Annotated in this window: 19 protein-coding genes; 12 read left to right on the top strand and 7 right to left on the bottom strand. The window is 70.9% G+C overall.

What is annotated here, in order from left to right; translation table 11 throughout:
• Positions 1–27: 27 nt before the first annotated feature.
• The 4 genes from AB0L65_RS13295 to AB0L65_RS13310 are packed head-to-tail and all read right to left on the bottom strand — an operon-like array spanning position 28 to position 2,339.
• Entirely contained in the window at positions 28–474 is a 447-nt protein-coding gene (locus AB0L65_RS13295) for a hypothetical protein (protein WP_364244176.1), read from the bottom strand.
• Positions 475–511: 37 nt separating this feature from the next.
• A complete protein-coding gene (locus AB0L65_RS13300; RefSeq protein ID WP_364244179.1) occupies positions 512–1,267 on the bottom strand; it encodes a MauE/DoxX family redox-associated membrane protein in 756 nt (251 codons plus the stop codon).
• 15 nt (positions 1,268–1,282) lie between these two features.
• Complete coding sequence (locus AB0L65_RS13305; RefSeq protein WP_364244182.1) at positions 1,283–1,879, bottom strand: cell wall protein; 597 nt, start codon at positions 1,877–1,879, stop codon at positions 1,283–1,285.
• A 10-nt stretch (positions 1,880–1,889) separates the two neighbouring features.
• Complete coding sequence (locus AB0L65_RS13310) at positions 1,890–2,339, bottom strand: hypothetical protein (protein WP_192790359.1); 450 nt, start codon at positions 2,337–2,339, stop codon at positions 1,890–1,892.
• A gap of 154 nt (positions 2,340–2,493) precedes the next feature.
• Here AB0L65_RS13310 and AB0L65_RS13315 point away from each other — a divergent pair, with 154 nt between their 5' ends.
• The 10 genes from AB0L65_RS13315 (at position 2,494) to AB0L65_RS13360 (ending at position 12,645) form a co-directional block, all read left to right on the top strand.
• A complete protein-coding gene (locus tag AB0L65_RS13315; protein ID WP_350728550.1) occupies positions 2,494–3,342 on the top strand; it encodes an alpha/beta hydrolase in 849 nt (282 codons plus the stop codon).
• Between the two features lie 100 nt (positions 3,343–3,442).
• Entirely contained in the window at positions 3,443–4,318 is an 876-nt protein-coding gene (locus tag AB0L65_RS13320) for a siderophore-interacting protein (protein WP_364244186.1), read from the top strand.
• Between the two features lie 10 nt (positions 4,319–4,328).
• A complete protein-coding gene (locus AB0L65_RS13325; protein ID WP_364244188.1) occupies positions 4,329–5,345 on the top strand; it encodes an iron-siderophore ABC transporter substrate-binding protein in 1,017 nt (338 codons plus the stop codon).
• Entirely contained in the window at positions 5,342–6,340 is a 999-nt protein-coding gene (locus tag AB0L65_RS13330) for an iron ABC transporter permease (RefSeq protein ID WP_364244190.1), read from the top strand. Before AB0L65_RS13325 ends, AB0L65_RS13330 begins: the two co-directional genes overlap by 4 nt.
• Positions 6,337–7,356 carry an iron chelate uptake ABC transporter family permease subunit gene (locus AB0L65_RS13335; protein ID WP_364244193.1) on the top strand — a complete coding sequence of 340 codons (1,020 nt, stop codon included), beginning with the start codon at positions 6,337–6,339 and terminating at the stop codon, positions 7,354–7,356. The genes AB0L65_RS13330 and AB0L65_RS13335 overlap by 4 nt, the downstream gene beginning before the upstream one ends.
• 129 nt (positions 7,357–7,485) lie before the next feature.
• Positions 7,486–8,871 (top strand): family 2B encapsulin nanocompartment shell protein, encoded by a 1,386-nt coding sequence (locus AB0L65_RS13340; protein WP_364244196.1) that lies wholly within the window; start codon positions 7,486–7,488, stop codon positions 8,869–8,871.
• Positions 8,872–8,909: 38 nt separating this feature from the next.
• Positions 8,910–10,076 (top strand): family 2 encapsulin nanocompartment cargo protein terpene cyclase, encoded by a 1,167-nt coding sequence (locus AB0L65_RS13345; RefSeq protein ID WP_364244198.1) that lies wholly within the window; start codon positions 8,910–8,912, stop codon positions 10,074–10,076.
• A gap of 17 nt (positions 10,077–10,093) precedes the next feature.
• Positions 10,094–10,939 (top strand): geranyl diphosphate 2-C-methyltransferase, encoded by an 846-nt coding sequence (locus AB0L65_RS13350; protein WP_350728557.1) that lies wholly within the window; start codon positions 10,094–10,096, stop codon positions 10,937–10,939.
• A 78-nt stretch (positions 10,940–11,017) separates the two neighbouring features.
• Positions 11,018–11,518 (top strand): SigE family RNA polymerase sigma factor, encoded by a 501-nt coding sequence (locus AB0L65_RS13355; protein WP_350728558.1) that lies wholly within the window; start codon positions 11,018–11,020, stop codon positions 11,516–11,518.
• Positions 11,515–12,645 carry a hypothetical protein gene (locus AB0L65_RS13360; RefSeq protein ID WP_364244202.1) on the top strand — a complete coding sequence of 377 codons (1,131 nt, stop codon included), beginning with the start codon at positions 11,515–11,517 and terminating at the stop codon, positions 12,643–12,645. Before AB0L65_RS13355 ends, AB0L65_RS13360 begins: the two co-directional genes overlap by 4 nt.
• Positions 12,646–12,687: 42 nt before the next feature.
• Here the strand turns inward: AB0L65_RS13360 and AB0L65_RS13365 are convergent, their stop codons facing one another.
• From AB0L65_RS13365 to AB0L65_RS13375, 3 genes are all read right to left on the bottom strand, one after another.
• Positions 12,688–13,785 (bottom strand): hypothetical protein, encoded by a 1,098-nt coding sequence (locus AB0L65_RS13365; protein WP_364244204.1) that lies wholly within the window; start codon positions 13,783–13,785, stop codon positions 12,688–12,690.
• Positions 13,782–14,288 carry a SigE family RNA polymerase sigma factor gene (locus AB0L65_RS13370; RefSeq protein WP_364244207.1) on the bottom strand — a complete coding sequence of 169 codons (507 nt, stop codon included), beginning with the start codon at positions 14,286–14,288 and terminating at the stop codon, positions 13,782–13,784. Before AB0L65_RS13370 ends, AB0L65_RS13365 begins: the two co-directional genes overlap by 4 nt.
• A 122-nt stretch (positions 14,289–14,410) precedes the next feature.
• Positions 14,411–14,806 carry a CBS domain-containing protein gene (locus AB0L65_RS13375; protein WP_364244806.1) on the bottom strand — a complete coding sequence of 132 codons (396 nt, stop codon included), beginning with the start codon at positions 14,804–14,806 and terminating at the stop codon, positions 14,411–14,413.
• A 155-nt stretch (positions 14,807–14,961) separates the two neighbouring features.
• Here AB0L65_RS13375 and AB0L65_RS13380 point away from each other — a divergent pair, with 155 nt between their 5' ends.
• Positions 14,962–15,309: a hypothetical protein gene (locus AB0L65_RS13380; RefSeq protein ID WP_364244210.1), complete on the top strand. Its 348-nt coding sequence runs from the start codon at positions 14,962–14,964 to the stop codon at positions 15,307–15,309.
• A 12-nt stretch (positions 15,310–15,321) separates the two neighbouring features.
• The gene (locus AB0L65_RS13385) at positions 15,322–16,164 is read left to right on the top strand and encodes a universal stress protein (protein WP_364244212.1); all 843 of its coding nucleotides are present in this window, start codon (positions 15,322–15,324) and stop codon (positions 16,162–16,164) included.
• The last annotated feature ends 50 nt before the right edge of the window (positions 16,165–16,214 follow it).

Consider the following 16,214-nt stretch of genomic DNA (forward strand, 5'->3'; position numbering starts at 1 on the left):
GCGGACGGGCACGGGTCGTCCCACGGCTCAGGGCGCCTTGTACTCGGCGGCCTTGCCGCAGTAGCTGATCCCGACCGGGGTGCTGCTGAACCGGCACACCTGCACGACCACGCGATCGATGGCCGTGACCCCCGCCGGGTCGGACAGTGCGAGGGCGATCGCGACCTTGGCGTCGTCCGCCTTGACGGCCTCGGAGTCGACGAGGGTGGTGCCCTTGTAGGCGGAGAAGGTGGCCTGCGAGTACATCCCGTCAGGGGCGCACGACGAGATCGGCGCGTCGTCGGCCAGAAAGCCGTCCACCTTGACGATGGCCACTTCGGCCCATTCCAGGGTTCCCTCCGTGACCCCGCGCAGGCACTGGTCCCCGGAGTCGGCGTGGAAGGTGACCGCGGCCTGGGCCGCGAGCGCGGGTTGAGCCGTCAGCAGGCCGGCGGCGAGCACCGCCCCTGACGCGAGCCAAGCACGTAATCGCATGGCGTCGACCTTTCGGGTGATGGATGGTGGTGCCGGGTCACGCGCCCACGAGGGTGACCAGGACGCGCGAGGGGTCGTTCCCGGCGAGGGGGACGGCGAAGACCGCCGTGCGCTCGCGGGCCCCGAAGACGACGAACCGCAGGCCGTCCTCGTCCCAGGTGTCCTGGACGTCGGAGGTGATCTGCGCGGACGCCGAGCAGTACGCGGGGCTGCGGTAGAGCAGGTGCAGCGAGGCGCCCAGCGGGATGTGCTCCGACGGTTGCACGGCGAGCGGGCCGCGCAGCCGTACGCGCAGCTGCCGCAAGGGGGTGAGCCAGTAGCGGTCCAGCTCCGCAGAAAGGGCCATCAGGGCCACGGCCTCCGCCAGGCCGAGCGCCACCAGGGGCGGGCCCGGGTCCGCCGGGACGGCCAGCAGGCTGGCGGCCAGCAGGAGCCCCGCGCGGGCGAAGGCCCGCACGTCCACCGGCTTGGAGTGGGCGCCGAGGCAGCCGCACGACGCGGTGGGCGCGGCCACGTACGAATAGGTGAGATACGCCAGGAACCCGGCGGAGAGCAGCGCGGCCATCGCGCCCTCCCAGGGCGAGACGGGCGGCAGCAGCAGGACGGCGGCCACCGTGAGCTCGGCCACCCCGACGATCCGGAGCGCCGGGACCGCGCGCGCCGCGCCGACCAGCCGGGCCAGGGCGGTCTGCCCCGCCTGCACCCGCATCCGCCGGCTGAACAGCTTCATCAGGCCTGCCCAGGCGAGGAACAGGGCGATCACGTACGGCTGCGTCGCGGCGATCCCGTGCATGCTCAACGCTCCTTCCTAGTGCGGGGAGAAGACGGTGGCGATGTCGACCTCGTTCGTGTCGGGCCGCCAGGCGCCGAGGATCTGCACGTGCTGGGCGACCCTCAGCATCGACAGGTCCGAGGTGGCCGGCGACTCGGAGTGGATCGCGACCGACTTGCCGGCCACGACGTGGCACAGCACCTCTTTGCCGTTGTGGTCGAGGTGGATGGTCTTGTCGGTGATGTTCTTGATGTGGCCCTTGATGTTGACGATGTTGAGCCAGACCGACTCGGCGGCGAGGGTGCCGTCCGGCATCCGCACGCCGCGGGCGTACAGGCCGTCGCCGGGCTGTGCCGCGTCGAACGCCACGGGACCGAGCTTCCACAGGCTCGTGCCGTCCACGACCTTGATGTTGTGGATGACCATGTTCGAGCCGAGGACGAGCAGCGTGTTGTCCTTGATCGAACGGATCCGGCCCTCGGCGAAGTTGGGGTCGGGGGCGCCGGGGTCGACGTCGAGCGCGGTGTTGGCGAAGGCCGCCTCGGGGCCGAGCGAGCCCATCGCGCTCGCGGCCACGACCGTGGCGCCGCCGCCGAGCAGGGCGGACCTGAGCATGTCTCTTCTGCTGGTCATCGTCGCCCCCTCACGCCGCGTCGATCGAGCAGGGACGCAGGCCGGTGGAGAGGCTGGCGATCTTGCTGTACGCCGCCGGCGTGAGGTCGATGATCCGGTCGGTGGCGCAGGTCGAGCCGCAGCAGCTGCGCTCGCCGCAGAACAGGTCGGTCTGCGGGCCGCAGTCGGCGATGGAGGTGACGACGCTGACGCCGCTGCACAGGTTGGTGGTGCGGTGCTGGAAACCGCAGGTCCGGCGGGAGAGGTTGAAGCCGCAGGTGTCGGGGTGGGTGATGGCCCAGCAGGCGTCGGAGGTGTTGGGCCAGGCGTGCTGGAGGCTGCCGGAGTTGCAGGTGCCACAGGCGCCCTTGCCTGTGGTGCTGCACGGTCCCCAGGCGGTGCCGCAGCAGAACCAGGAGACCTCTCCTTGGACGGCGGCGTATAAGTCGATGGGGGTCTCGGGGGGCTGGGTGCGCGCCATGCGCGTCCTCCTCGGGTGAGCTCTGGACGGTCTCGGTGGGGGGTCCTGAAACTTTCCGACTCGATCTATGAGTACCATGTAAGGATTTTTCGTCAATGCCCCTATTTTTTGGGCTTTATGGGGTCACGGGATCGTCCCATGATCTACTGAGCCAATGAATACGACGGGCGTGGCAAAGGTCGACGGCATCCGGTTGCACTACACGCGGGCCGGCGACGGGCCCCTGGTGGTGCTGCTGCACGGCTGGCCGCAGACCGGTCACTGCTGGCGGCACATCGTCGAGCCGCTGGCGGCCGAGTTCACGGTGGTGGCCCCCGACCTGCGGGGGTACGGGCTGAGCGACAAGCCGGCCGGCGGCTACGACAAGCGGCGGATGGCCGCGGACATGGCGGAGCTGGTGGACGCGCTCGGGTTCGGGCGGGCCGCGGTCGTCGGGCACGATCGCGGCGCGCGGGTGGCCCACCGCTGGGGGCTCGACCGTCCCGACCAGGTCGGCAAGGTCGCGGTGCTGGACATCGTCCCCACGCGCGAGATGTTCCGCCGCCTGGACGCGACCGTGGCCGCGGGCTACTGGCACTGGCTCTTCCACCTGCAGCCCGACCTGCCCGAACGCCTGGTGGGGCACGACGTCCGGGGCTATCTGGAGTACTTCTTCGAGCGCTGGACGTACAACCGGCACGGCCTGCCCGCCGAGGCGGTCGACGTCTACGTCCAGGCGTTCGGCCGTCCGGGGGCCCTGCGCGCCGGGTTCGACGACTACCGGGCACACGAGCGCGACCTCGCGCTCGACGACGAGGACGCCGCCGCGGGGCGCCGCCTGACCATGCCCGTGCTGGCCCTGTGGGGGTCGGTGGGGCTGCCGGCGCGGTTGCCGTCGGAGGAGATCTGGCGGGAGTACGCCGCCGACGTCACCGCCGCCGAGATCCCCGAGTGCGGGCACTTCATCGCCGAGGAACGCCCGGAGGCCCTGCTCGCCCACCTGCGGGAGTTTCTGCGCCGCTGACCGGGACGCGGGCCCGGCGTGGCGTTCGCGATCGTGATGGGTTAGGTTAGCCTCACCTAATGGTTGCGGCGGGAGGCTGGCGCTGGTGGAGCCCTATCGCATGTTCGACGTGCGTGTGGCCAGGTTGGAACGGTTGAGCCCATCGTTCCTCCGGGTCACCTTCACAGGGGAGGACCTGGGCATATTCGCCGACAACGGCTACGACCAGCGGATCAAGCTCATCCTCCCCCTCCCCGGTCACGGCCTCGCCCATCTGCCCACCGGCTCCGACTGGTTCCCGCGGTGGCGCGAGCTGGACGACGACAGGCGCAACCCCATCCGCACGTACACGGCCAGGCTGGTCAGGCAGGCCGAGCGCGAGGTGGACGTCGACGTGGTCATGCACCCCGGCGGCGACGGGCCGGTGGCGCGGTGGGCGCAGGAGGTGCGGCCCGATGACGTCGCGGTGCTGTTCGGCGGCGACGCGCGGCACCCCGAAGCGCACGGGAACGTGGTGTTCCAGCCGCCGGCCGGCACCGGCACGGTGCTGATCGCCGGCGACGAGACGGCGGTCCCCGCGATCTGCTCCATCCTCGAACGGCTCCCGGACGGCTTCACGGGCACGGCGCTCATGGAGGTGCCCTGCGAGCAGGACTTCCTGGAGGTCCGGACGGCCAGCCAGGTGAAGGTCGAGTGGCTGGCCAGGGGCGACGCCGAGCGCGGCACCCTGCTGGAGCCTGCCCTGCGGTCGGCCGCCGGTCGGCTGCTGCCGCCGCTGCCCGTGCCCGACACGTTCGACGACGTGGACGTCGACGTGGAGGAGCTGTGGGAGGTGCCGGAGGAGGAGAGCACGGAGCCGCTGTACGCCTGGCTGGCCGGCGAGGCGGCGGTGATCAGGTCCCTGCGGCGATACCTGGTCGCCGAGCGCGGCATGGACCGGCGCGCGGTGGCCTTCATGGGCTACTGGCGCCAGGGCCGCGCCGAGCACAACGAGTGAGGAGCGTTCCATGACCCGCACACTCGCCCTCGTGGCACTCGTCCTGATCACCATCGCGGGCTGCGGCTCGACGGCCCCCGCCGCTCAGCAGGGACCCGCCGCCTCCTCCTCTTCCGCCGCCGCCGCCGTCAAGATGGCGCACAAGTACGGCGAGACCACCGTCCCCGCCGCCCCCAAGCGCATCGTCACCGTCGGCCTGCTCGAACAGGACGCCCTGCTGGCCCTCGGCGTCACCCCGGTCGGGGCCACGACGTGGATCGGCGACTACCCGGGCGCGATCGGCCCCTGGGCCAAGGACGAGCTGGGCACCGCGTCCCTCCCGCAGGTCCTCAAGGACACCGGCAGCGGCCCGCAGTTCGAGAAGATCGCGGCACTCAAGCCCGACCTGATCCTGGCCCTCTACTCGGGCCTCACCCAGGAGCAGTACACGACGCTGTCGAAGATCGCGCCGACCGTGGCCCAGCCCAAGGAGTACATCGACTACGGCATCCCCTGGCAGGAGCTCACCAGGAGGGTCGGCGTCGCCGTCGGCCGCGCCACCGAGGCGGACACGCTGGTCAAGCAGGTCGAGGACCGGTTCGCGCAGGTGCGGAAGGAGCATCCGGAGTTCCAGGGCAAGACCGCGCTGATGGCCACCGTCTACGAGGGCTACTTCGTCTTCGGCAGCCAGGACCCGCGCTCCCGCCTGCTCGCCTCGCTCGGGTTCAAGCTGCCCGACGGCCTCGACCAGGCGATCGGCGACAAGTTCGGCGCGAACATCAGCCGCGAGCGCCTCGACCTGGTCGACACCGGCGTGATCGTCTGGAGCTCCGCCGACGTCGCCAAGGACCAGGGCACGCTGCACGCCGACAGCGTCTACAAGGGGCTCGGCGTGGTGAAGGAGGGCCGGGAGGTCTTCCTGCAGGAGAACACCGACCAGGGCAACGCCGTCTCCTTCGTGACCGTGCTGAGCCTGCCGTACATGCTCGACGGGCTGGTGCCGCGGCTCGCCGCGGCCGCCGACGGCGACCCGGCGACCAAGGCGTGAGACCTTTAGCACTGTCGGCCGGCGCGCTCGTCCTGGTCTGCCTGCTGTCGCTCTCGCTGGGCGCCCGCCAGATCCCGCCCGACCAGGTGGTTGGCGCGCTGGCGGGAACCGTGACCGACCGCGACGTCCTCGACGTGATCTGGTCGGTACGGGTGCCGCGCACGCTGGTCGGCGTGCTGGCGGGGGCGGCGCTCGGCCTGTCGGGCGCCCTCATGCAGGCGCTGACCCGCAACCCGCTCGCGGACCCGGGCGTGCTCGGCGTCAGCGCCGGGGCCGCGTTCGCGGTCGTCGTGTCCATCGGCGTGCTGGGCGTCTCGGCGCTGGCCGGATTCGTCTGGTTCGCCTTCGCGGGGGCGCTGGTCGCGAGCGTCCTCGTCTACGCGCTGGCCGGGCTGGGGCGCGACGGGAGCACGCCGGTCAAGCTGGCCCTCGCCGGGGTCGCGGTGACGTTCCTGCTGAGCTCGGTGACCAGCGCGTTCGTGCTCGTGGACCCGGAGTCGCTGGGCCGCTACCGGTTCTGGTCGGCGGGGTCGCTGTCCGGCACGGGCGCGGACGTGCTGCCGCAGCTCCTGCCGTTCGTGCTCGCCGGGTCGGCGCTCGCCCTGGCCTGCGGGCCCGCGCTCAACAGCCTCGCGCTCGGCGACGACGTGGCCAGAGGGCTGGGCCGCCGGGTGGGTCTGGTCCGGGTACGGGCGGCGGCGGCCGTGATGCTGCTGACGGGGGCCGCCGTGGCGGCCATCGGGCCCGTGGTCTTCGTCGGGCTGGTCGTGCCGCATCTGGCCCGGCTCGTCGCCCGGCTGGGCGGCTCCGAGACCGACCACCGGCTGCTGCTGCCGCTGGCCGCGCTGCTCGGGCCCTGCCTGCTGATCGCGGCCGACGTGGTGGGCCGGGTGGTGGCGCCGCCGATCGAGGTGCAGGCGGGGCTGCTGGTGGCGTTCATCGGCGGCCCGTTCTTCGTCGTGCTGGCCCGGCGTAAGCACCTGGCGGAGCTATGACCCAGCTGACCTTCAGGTTGTCCGTGCCGCCCGTCTCCGGGGTGCTGCGCCCGCGCGTCATCGTGGTCTGCCTGGCTCTGGCCGGGGCCGCGTTCCTGGCCTTCTGCCTGGGCATCGGGCTCGGCGAGGTCCCGCTCGGCCTCGGCGAGGTGATCCGGGCGCTCGTCGGCGCGGGCGACCAGGGCACCGCGTTCGTGGTGGGCGAGCTGCGCCTGCCCAGGGCGCTGACCGGGCTGCTGGCGGGCGCCGCCTTCGGGGTGTCGGGCGCGCTGTTCCAGACGATGACGCGCAACCCGCTCGCCAGCCCCGACATGATCGGCGTCACCCAGGGGGCGGGCCTGGCCGTGGTCGCGGGGATCGTCATGGGTGCCGGCGGGCTCCAGGTGCTGGGCTTCGCGGGCGCGGTGGTCGTGGCGCTGCTGACGTACCTGCTGGCCTGGCGGCGCGGCGCGAGCGGCTACCGGATCGTGCTCGTCGGGGTGGGCGTGTCGTGGATGTGCACGAGCGCCACCGAGTACCTCATGGTCACCACGGGGAACTTCCAGGCGCAGCAGGCGCTGGGCTGGCTGTTCGGCAACCTGAACGGGCGCGACTGGGGCCACGTGGCGCCGCTCGCGCCGGCCCTGGCCGTCCTCGTGCCCGCCGCGCTCCTCCTCGGCCGCTGGACGCGGGCGCTGCAGCTCGGTGACGAGGTGGCCGTCGTGCTCGGGGCCCCGGTGCAGGCGGCGCGGCTGACGCTGATGCTGACCGGGGTGGCGCTGGTGGCGTTCGGCACCGCGGCGGCCGGTCCCGTCGCGTTCGTGGCGCTGGCCGCGCCGCAGATCGCGCAGCGGCTGGCCCGCACCGCCTGGCCGCCGCCGCTGGCCGCCGGGCTCGCCGGATCGTTCATCGTGCTGGCCGCCGACGTCGTGGCGCGGCTGCTGATCCCGGACGTCGAACTGCCGGTCGGCGTGGTCACCGGCGTGCTGGGAGCGCCCCTCCTGCTGTGGCTCCTGGCCCGCTCCCGCCGCCGTTAGATCGCTACCGCAGCGGGGTTAGCAGTACGTGACCATCAAGACACTCTACGGATTGTGTCAGCCTGACTACGTTCAGTGGTGAATGCCTCACGGACATCTGCTGTCACAGGCGAGCGATTGCGAGGGAACATGTCGACGGAGCCTCGGTTGAGCTTGGACACCCGGGCCGCGCGCAACCTGGCCACCACCACCAAGACGCGCCCGCAGATGCAGGCCATCACCTCCCGCTGGCTCCTGCGCAGGCTGCCATGGGTCGACGTGCGCGGCGGCACCTACCGGGTCAACCGCCGGCTGACGCACCACATCGGGCGCGGCCGGGTGAGCGTGGTGCTCAACGGGGCGGACGACGTGCTCATCGTCCCGCAGACGCTCCAGGAGCTCCCCCTGCTGCGCGGTTTCGACGACCTCGACGCGCTGGCGGCGATCGCCTCGACGTTCGCGCCGCGGGAGTTCCAGGCGGGGGAGGTCATCGCCGCGGCGGGCACGCCGGTCACCGACACGTACGTGATCGCCCACGGCCGGCTCGAACGGCTGGCCGACGGCGCGTACGGCGACGCGCAGCTCCTCGGCGTCATCACCGACGGCGCGCACCTGGGCGACGACGCGCTCGTGCAGGAGAGCCCCCGATGGCCGTTCACGGTCAGGGCCGCCACCTCCGGCACGATCCTGGTGGCGCCGCGCCACGAGATCCAGCAGTTGCTCGGCGACACCCCCGCCCTGCGCGAGCACGTCGTCCGCTACCTGGAGGAGACGCGCAAGCCGGTCAACCGCCGCGGCGAGGCGGCCGTCGCGCTCGCGTCGGGGCACGTGGGCGAGCCGGTCATCGACGGCACGTTCGTCGACTACGACATCCGGCCCCGCGAGTACGAGCTCAGCGTCACGCAGACCATCCTGCGGGTCCACACCCGCGTGGCCGACCTCTTCAACGACCCCATGAGCCAGCTCGAACAGCAGCTGCGCCTGACGGTCCACGAGATCCGCGAGCGCGAGGAGTGGGAGCTGGTCAACAACCGCGAGTTCGGCCTGCTGCACAACACCGACTACGACCAGCGGATCAGCACCTGGTCCGGCCCGCCGACCCCCGACGACATGGACGACCTGATCAGCATGCGGCGCAAGACCAAGATGCTGCTCGCCCACCCCAAGGCGATCGCCGCGTTCTTCCGGGAGTGCAACAAGCGCGGGCTGGTGCCGGGCAGCGCCGACGTCGATGGCCACGAGATCCCGGCCTGGCGCGGCATCCCGATCTTCCCCTGCGGCAAGATCCCGATCTCCGAGCACCAGACCACCTCCATCCTGGCCATGCGCACGGGGGAGGAGGACCAGGGGGTCGTCGGCCTCTACCAGACCGGCCTCCCGGAGGAGCACGAGCCGGGGCTCAACGCCCGCTTCATGGGCATCAACTCCCAGGCTGTGATGTCGTACCTGGTCAGCGCCTACTACTCGGCGGCGATCCTGGTGCCCGACGCCATCGGCATCCTCGAGAACGTCGACGTCTCCGCGCCGCGCTCCTGACCGCTCGACTCCGGCTCGACTCCAGGAAGGGGCGCGTCATGCCCGAGATCGCAGCAGGTCCCACCGGTCTGGGCACCTCCGCGCTGCGCCTGCCGCTCTTCGACCGCCATCCCGTGCCAAGGCCCGACGAAAGGGACGGGCACGAGCCGCCCAGGCCCGCTCCGATGGATCCCGCGCAGGCGGCGCGCAGCGCCGCCTACCGCCACAGTCTCGCCCCGCTGCCCTACCGGGAACGGCAGTGGGGCGACGGGACCTATCCGCCGCTCTACTGCCCCGAGCTCGTCAGGAACGACCAGGAGCTGGGCGACGAGGTTGACCGGCGGCTGGTGGCGTGGGCGGAGCGGATCGGCCTGCACGAGGGGCGCATGGAGGAGTTCGGCGCGACCGGCTACGGGCGGCTGGCCATGCTCGCCCACCCCGACGCCGACGACCCCGACCTGCTGCTGATCGCGGCGCAGACCAACGCCGCCTGGTGGGCGGCCGACGACTACTACGCCGACGAGACCGAGCTGGGCGCCACGCCGACGGAGCTGCCGCCGCGGCTCGCCCTCGTGACCTCGGCCATGGACCCGCCTCCGCCCGCGGGCGACTACACGCGCCAGCTCGAGGAGGCGATCGAGGCCGACCCCGTCCTGGTCTCCCTGCGGGCCTCCGTCAGCCACATCACCCGCCACGCCACCCCGTCGCAGGTCATGCGGATCTGCAACATCACTTCCCAGATGTACGTGAGCTGGGCCGCCTACGCAGCCTGGCGCTACCTGGAGACGCCGCCGCCCGTGTGGCGCTACCTCGCGGCCCGGCAGCACGACAGCTTCTACACGTCCATGACGCTCATCGACATCGTGGGCGCGTACGAACTCCCCGCCAATCTCTTCTTCGACAGGAGGTTCCACACTGCGCTCATGCAGGCGGGCACCGCCAGCGTCCTCGTCAACGACCTGCACTCCGTCGCCAGGGAGGCGGCCGACGAGCTCCCCGACTCCAACGTGATCCTGCTGATCGCCGCCGAGGAGGGCTGCCCCATCCGTGAGGCGACCGAACGCGCCGTGTCCATGCACAACGACTTCGTCAGAGGTTTCGAGGCCAGCCGGTTGGCGCTGGACGCCGTACCGTCCCTCGAGCTGAAGCGGTTCCTGCGCGGGGCGCAGGGCTGGATGGCCGGCTGCGTCGAATGGCACGACACCACCAGCCGCTACAAGTCCTAGAGAGAGGAGCATTGCCGATGACGGCCAGTCCCGTACTCAGCACCTACTACCAGCACTCCGTCGCCGACTACTGGAACACCGAGAAGAACCCGGTCAACCTCCGCCTGGGTGAGGTCGACGGGATCTACCACCACCACTATGGCATCGGCGAGGTGGACTGGTCGGTCCTTGAAGGCCCGGAGGACACCCGCGAGAAACGCATCATCGAGGAGCTGCACCGGCTCGAGCACGCGCAGGCCGACCTCCTCATCGGCCAGCTCGGCGCCCTGCGGCCCGAGCACCGGGCCATGGACGCCGGCTGCGGCCGCGGCGGCTCCAGCCTCCTGGTCAACCGCAGGTACGGCTGCCAGGTCGACGGCGTGTCCATTTCCGAGTCCCAGGTGGCCTTCGCCAACGAACAGGCGGAGAAGCGCGGTGTGTCCGACAAGGTGCGCTTCCATTTCCGCAACATGCTCGACACCGGCTTCGAACCTGGAACGTTCCAGGCGATCTGGAACAACGAGAGCACGATGTACGTCGAGCTGTCGCTGCTGTTCGCCGCGCACGCCCGCCTCCTGAGCCGCGGCGGCCGGTACGTGTGCATCACCGGCTGCTACAACGACGCCTACGGCCTGCCCTCGCGTGCCGTGAGCCAGATCAACGCCCACTACATCTGCGACATCCACCCCCGCAGCACCTACTTCAAGGAGATGGCGGCCAACCGCCTCGTCCCCATCGACGTCATCGACCTCACCGCCGCGACCATTCCCTATTGGGAGCTGCGCGCCAAGACCCACCTCGCGACGGGGATCGAGCAGGCGTTCCTCGACGCGTACAAGGACGGCAGCTTCCAGTATCTGCTCATCGCCGCCGACCGCATCTGACGGTGATTCCCCCTCCATTCAACAAATCCACCGCCAAGTCCGTCTGAGGGGAGACCGATCACGGAAAGGCGATGGTAAGTGGAAGACGACCCCCGGTTCGCGGAGTTCGTCGCCGAACGCGCCAACGCGCTGCTGCGCTACGGCTACGCCCTGAGCGGCAATCCGCACGACGCGGCGGATCTGACGCAGGAGGCGCTGGTCAGGCTGCACCGGGCGTGGGCGCGCGTGCGCAGGAAGGAGGACCCGGAGCGCTACACCAAGGCGATCATGGCCAGGCTGCACATCAGCGCCTGGCGGCGCCGCCGCCGTGAGCAGCTCGCCTGGGCCCTCCCGGAGACGCCGATCGAGGACGTGCTGCCCTCCGACGCCGACCAGGAGCTCTGGCAGGCGCTCGAAGGGCTGCCACGCAAGCAGCGCGCCGTCCTCGTCCTGCGCTTCTACGAGCAGCTCCACGACTCGGAGATCGCCGGCGTCCTCGGCATCTCCCAGGGGACCGTACGCAGCCACGCGTCGCTCGGCCTGGCCAAGCTCCGTTCCGCGATCGCCCACCGCACGCCCGCGAGGAGGAGCGCTCCATGAGCACGGATCTGGAAGACGACCTGAGCCGGGTGCTCGGCCGTGCCGCCGAGGGGGCGCCGCAGGCCCCGACCGGCTTCCCCGGCCGGATCGCGGCCCGTTCCCGCCGCCGCAGGACGCGTACGCAGGCGCTGGTGGCGGCGGTCGCCATGGTGATCGCCGGCCTGACGGTACGCGGCATCGACGGGGCGCAGGTGGCGCAGACCAAGCTGCCCGAACCCGTCGAGACGGTCTGGCCCGGCGCGGTCTGGAAGATTCCCCGGCAGCTCCCGGGCCTCCCGGACTTCCTTCCGGCGATCTTCATCGACGACCGAACGGTGCTCTTGTGGACGGAAAAGAGCGGCGAGCGGGCCGACGCCATCTACGCCTACGACCTCGGCACCGGCCGGACCCGAAAGATCGCGGACGTCCCCTCCGCGTACGCCTTCACGGTCGGCGCGGGCCGGATCGTCTGGCAGACGATCGACAAGGACGACCACACGCGGTTCTGGTCGGTGCCGGTCTCCGGCGGGAAGCCCGCCGCCATCGACACCGGCGGCCCGGTCAGGGCGCGCAGCGAGAAGCTGGCCGTGGCCGGCGACCGGGTGGCGTTCTCACTGGTCAAAGGCGGGGTCTTCACGTTCCCTTTGAGGGGCGGGCGCGTGACCCCCGTCGCCGGTGCGGAGCGGCACCACATCCTGCGCTGGCCGTGGGTGGGGACCCCGAGCGAGCTCACGCAGGACCGCGAGCCCAGCTTCCGGGAGCTGCTCAACGCCGAGACCGGGCAGGCGAGCAACGCGGTCGTCCGGCCGGGGGAGAGGTACGTCAGGTGCGGCGTGACGACGTGCGTCGGCATGAGGCCCGACGACACGCGCTTCTACCGGCTGCGCGACGGCTCGCGCGAACGGGATCTGCCCGGCTCCTCGGTGCTCGGGCTGGGCGACGACCGGTTCCTCGCCGCCGATCCGCCTGGTCCCGCAGGCGGTCAGGTGCTGCTCGACCTGGCCACCGGCAGGCAGGGGGACCTGGGCCTGCGGCCGAGCGTCGAGGGCCGGATGACCGGGGTGGAGCCGGGGATCCTCGACGGCGGCCTGGTGTCCTATGCGCTCAAGGACCAGTACGTGATCATCGACCTCGCCAGGATCCGGTGATCTCCACCTCAGGCGAGGGCGAGAGCTGTCTCGCCCTCGCGGCTACTTCCCGGCGGCCTTTCCGGGCAGGACCAGGCTGTTCCGGGGCCCGCTGGCGAAGTCGGTCAGGCGTCGAGCCTTCCCGGTTTCGATGTTGACCGCATACGTGCCGGAAATCTTGCCGTCGCCGAGGATCACGACCTCGGACGGGCTCTGCCAGATGGTGGCGCCGTGGAAGCCGCCGCCCTTCGGCAGACCGCGGATCGGTACCTTCCGCACGATCCGCCCGGTCTTGGCGTCGAGGACGGTGAGCGCCGGCTCCTTGTCCTTGTAGTCGCGGGCGACCACCGTGCGGCCGTCCGGAGCGATCTCGCTGAAGAGGATGAACGTGCCGTCCAAGCGCACCGGCTTGCCCCCGCCGGTGACGGGCATCAGCCACATGTCGGTCTTGACGTAGCGGAGCAGCTCGGCGACGCCGCCCTTGATGCTGATGATCTCGAAGTTGTCGGGGACCCGCACCGTCTTGCCGGTGCGCACGTCGATCAGCAGCCCGGTGTCCCTCTTGCTCCCCACGCGCGGATCGAAACCCACGTACCGGCCGTCGTCGGAGACGACGAGCTGGGTGCCGATCTGGATCTGCTCCTCCTTCACCTTGAAGGGGGAGGTCGACACGGCGCCGGTCGTCAGGTCGCGGACCACGTGGGCCTGGGCCGCGCGGCTGTAATAGGCGAGCATGCGCCCGTCCCGGCTGATCGCGATGGGGCTGTAACCGCCCTTGCGGGTGGATGCCAGCGCCTGCGGCACCCGGTACGTCGTGCCGGCGCGGGTGACCACCCGCCATTCCTGGACGCGGCAGTTGATGACCTGCTGGTCCTTGGACACGTCGCAGGGCGTCTCGTACCCGTACTCGACCGCCCCCACCTTCCCGTCGGGCAGGTCGGCCACCGTGTCCGCGCTTTGCGGTGCGGCCGGGTAGGCCCCGCGGGGCCAGACCACCGTCCCGACCGCCACCGACGCCACCAGCGCCGCGACGGTCGCGACCGTGGTCGCCGCCATCGTGGTGCGCCGCCTGCGCCGGTGGCTGGCGATGGCCGCGTCGGCCAGGCTAACCAGCGGTGCCTCCTCCGCGAGACCGCTCAGCGCCTCGCGCAGCCTGGTCATCGAACTACCTCCTGAAGGTACGGGTCAGCCAGCTCGGGCGCGAGCGCGCGCAGGCGGGCGAGGGCATGATGGGTCTGGCTCTTGACGGTGCCGATCGAGCAGCCGAGCGCGTCGGCCGTCTGCGCCTCGGTGAGGTCCTCCCAGTAGCGCAGCACGATCACCGCCCGCTGCTTGCGGGTCAGCTTGGCCAGCGCCTGACGCAGGACGATCCGGTCGAGCGTGGCGTTGTCATGGGAGGCGGCCTGTTCCGGCGGTGCGGCGCTCAGCACCTCGGGCCGGGGGCGGCGGCGCCAGGCCAGGTACTGGTTGACCAGGGCCTTGCGCGTGTATGCCTCGGGATTGCCCTCCTTGGCCAGCTTGGGCCAGTGCTTCACAATCTTGGTCAAGACGCTCTGCAGCAGGTCCTCGGCAAGGTGGGCGTCCCCCACGAGCAGGTACGCGGTCCGCATCAGCGCTTGCTGGCGGGCGAGCACGAACTCGCGAAAGCCGTCGTGACGATCCAATGTGCTGTCTCCTCTCGCCCCTTACCAATGCGGCCCGGGGACGAAAGGTTGCACATCCGTCTCTACTTTCGCATGGTGAGGGGGCCCCGCTCTGGAACCCCCTCGCATCTGATAGGTCGCGTTTACGCGGGTGCGTAGACGCGGTGGACGAACTCGGCGAGCTTGTTGTCCGGCAGCTCCTTCGCCAGATCGGCCTCGGTGACCATGCCCACGATCCGGTGGTTCTCGATCACGGGCAGCCGCTTGATCTGGTGCTGCGTCATCTTCTGCAGCGCCTCCTCGACGCTGCTGCGGGCGTCGACCCAGACCAGCCCGTGGGCGAGCTCGCTCGCGGTGGTCTGGTCGATGTCCTTGCCCTCGGCGCAACACTTGATCACGATGTCACGGTCGGTGATGATCCCTTTGAGCCGGTCGTCGTCCCCGCAGATCGGCAACGCGCCGACCGACAGATCACGCATCATCTGCGCGGCCGTGCGGAGGCTGTCGTGTTCGCCGACGCACTGCGCTCCGCGGTGCATCACGTCCTGGACTGTTTTTCCGACTCCCGATGTGCCCATTTCTACCTCCTCCGAGAGAGGTCGAAGGAATCTTCAATCTGAGCCCTACCCCGCCTGCGGGAGATCGCACGAGGTTTGGCGAGGGCCCTGGGCGGTATGCTCCCATCAGGGGACATATGAAAAAGATCGCCGCTGTCGCAGGACTCGTGGTCATGGCCACGTCCGGCGTGACCGCCGCCTTCGGAGACGGTACCGCCCAACGAGAAGTGAGTCAGCAGCAGTACGACACCCTCATCTCCCAGTGCCGCTATGCCGACCAGGGCAAGGCGAAGTGCCGTGAGGCGGTCAAGGAGATGTACCGCATCGGCAAATACGACAAGACACTCGACTGTCGCACGTATTCCGGCGTGACCGTATGCGGCACGCTCAAGCTCAGTAAGGCCGAACGCCAGTGCGTTCGCGAATCCGTCTCCGCGGGGCTGACGTACCGCCGCGCCGAGGTGGAGTGCTACGCCTTCGCCTGAGGAGCCAGTTCCATGATCATCGTCGGCGTTGACGGCTCGAGAACCGGGTTGGACGCCGCCGGCTGGGCCGCCACGGAGGCGGCGCTGAGACAGGTGCCGCTTACCGTGGCGCACGCCGTTCCGAAATGGGTGTGCGAGGAGATCGACGGCCACTACGCCGAGGTCGGACGGTGGTTGCGCGAGGGCGCGAAATCGGTGCTGATCTCCGCGCGGGACCGTGCGCTGCGGGAGCGTCCGGAGATCACGGTGGAGACCGTCCTGCTGCCCGGCGACCCCCGCTCCGCCCTGGTCAAGGTCTCGGAGAACGCCGAACTGCTGGTCGCGGGCAGCCGGGGCGTCGGCGGCGTGCGCGGGCTGCTGGTGGGGTCCGTCGCGTACGGTATCGCCGCGCACGCGGTCACGGACGTCGTCCTGGTACGCGCCCGCCCCTCGACCCCGCGCGGTGAGATCGTGGTGGGGGTCGACGGTTCTCCCGGGGGCGTGCGGGCGCTGGGCTTCGCGTTCGCCGAGGCCGAATTGCGCGGTACGAGGCTGCGCGCCGTACACGCGTGGGCCTGGCCGCATCCGAGCGGGTTCGAGCCGGCCGACCGCGACAGCGAGCTGGACCTGTCGCGCGAGCTGGACGAGCTCCTGGCGGGGCACCGCGAGCGGCATCCGGGGGTGGAGGTGGTGGCGGAGGTCGTCCACGGCCACCCCGTCGAGGTGCTGCGGGAGGCGGCGGCCGAGGCGGACCTGCTGGTGGTCGGCACGCACGGGCGCAGCCAGTTCGCCGGGATGCTCATGGGCTCGATCAGCCAGGCCATGCTCCACCACGCCCCCTGCCCGCTCGCCGTGGTCCGCCGGGACCGGGTCTGAAAGTTACACGCCGATCCCGGCGTTCGCGCAGGTCGCCGCCTCGCGCTGGG

It is taken from the genome of Nonomuraea sp. NPDC052116, assembly GCF_040680035.1.
In the GTDB taxonomy this organism is placed as follows: domain Bacteria; phylum Actinomycetota; class Actinomycetes; order Streptosporangiales; family Streptosporangiaceae; genus Nonomuraea; species Nonomuraea angiospora_A.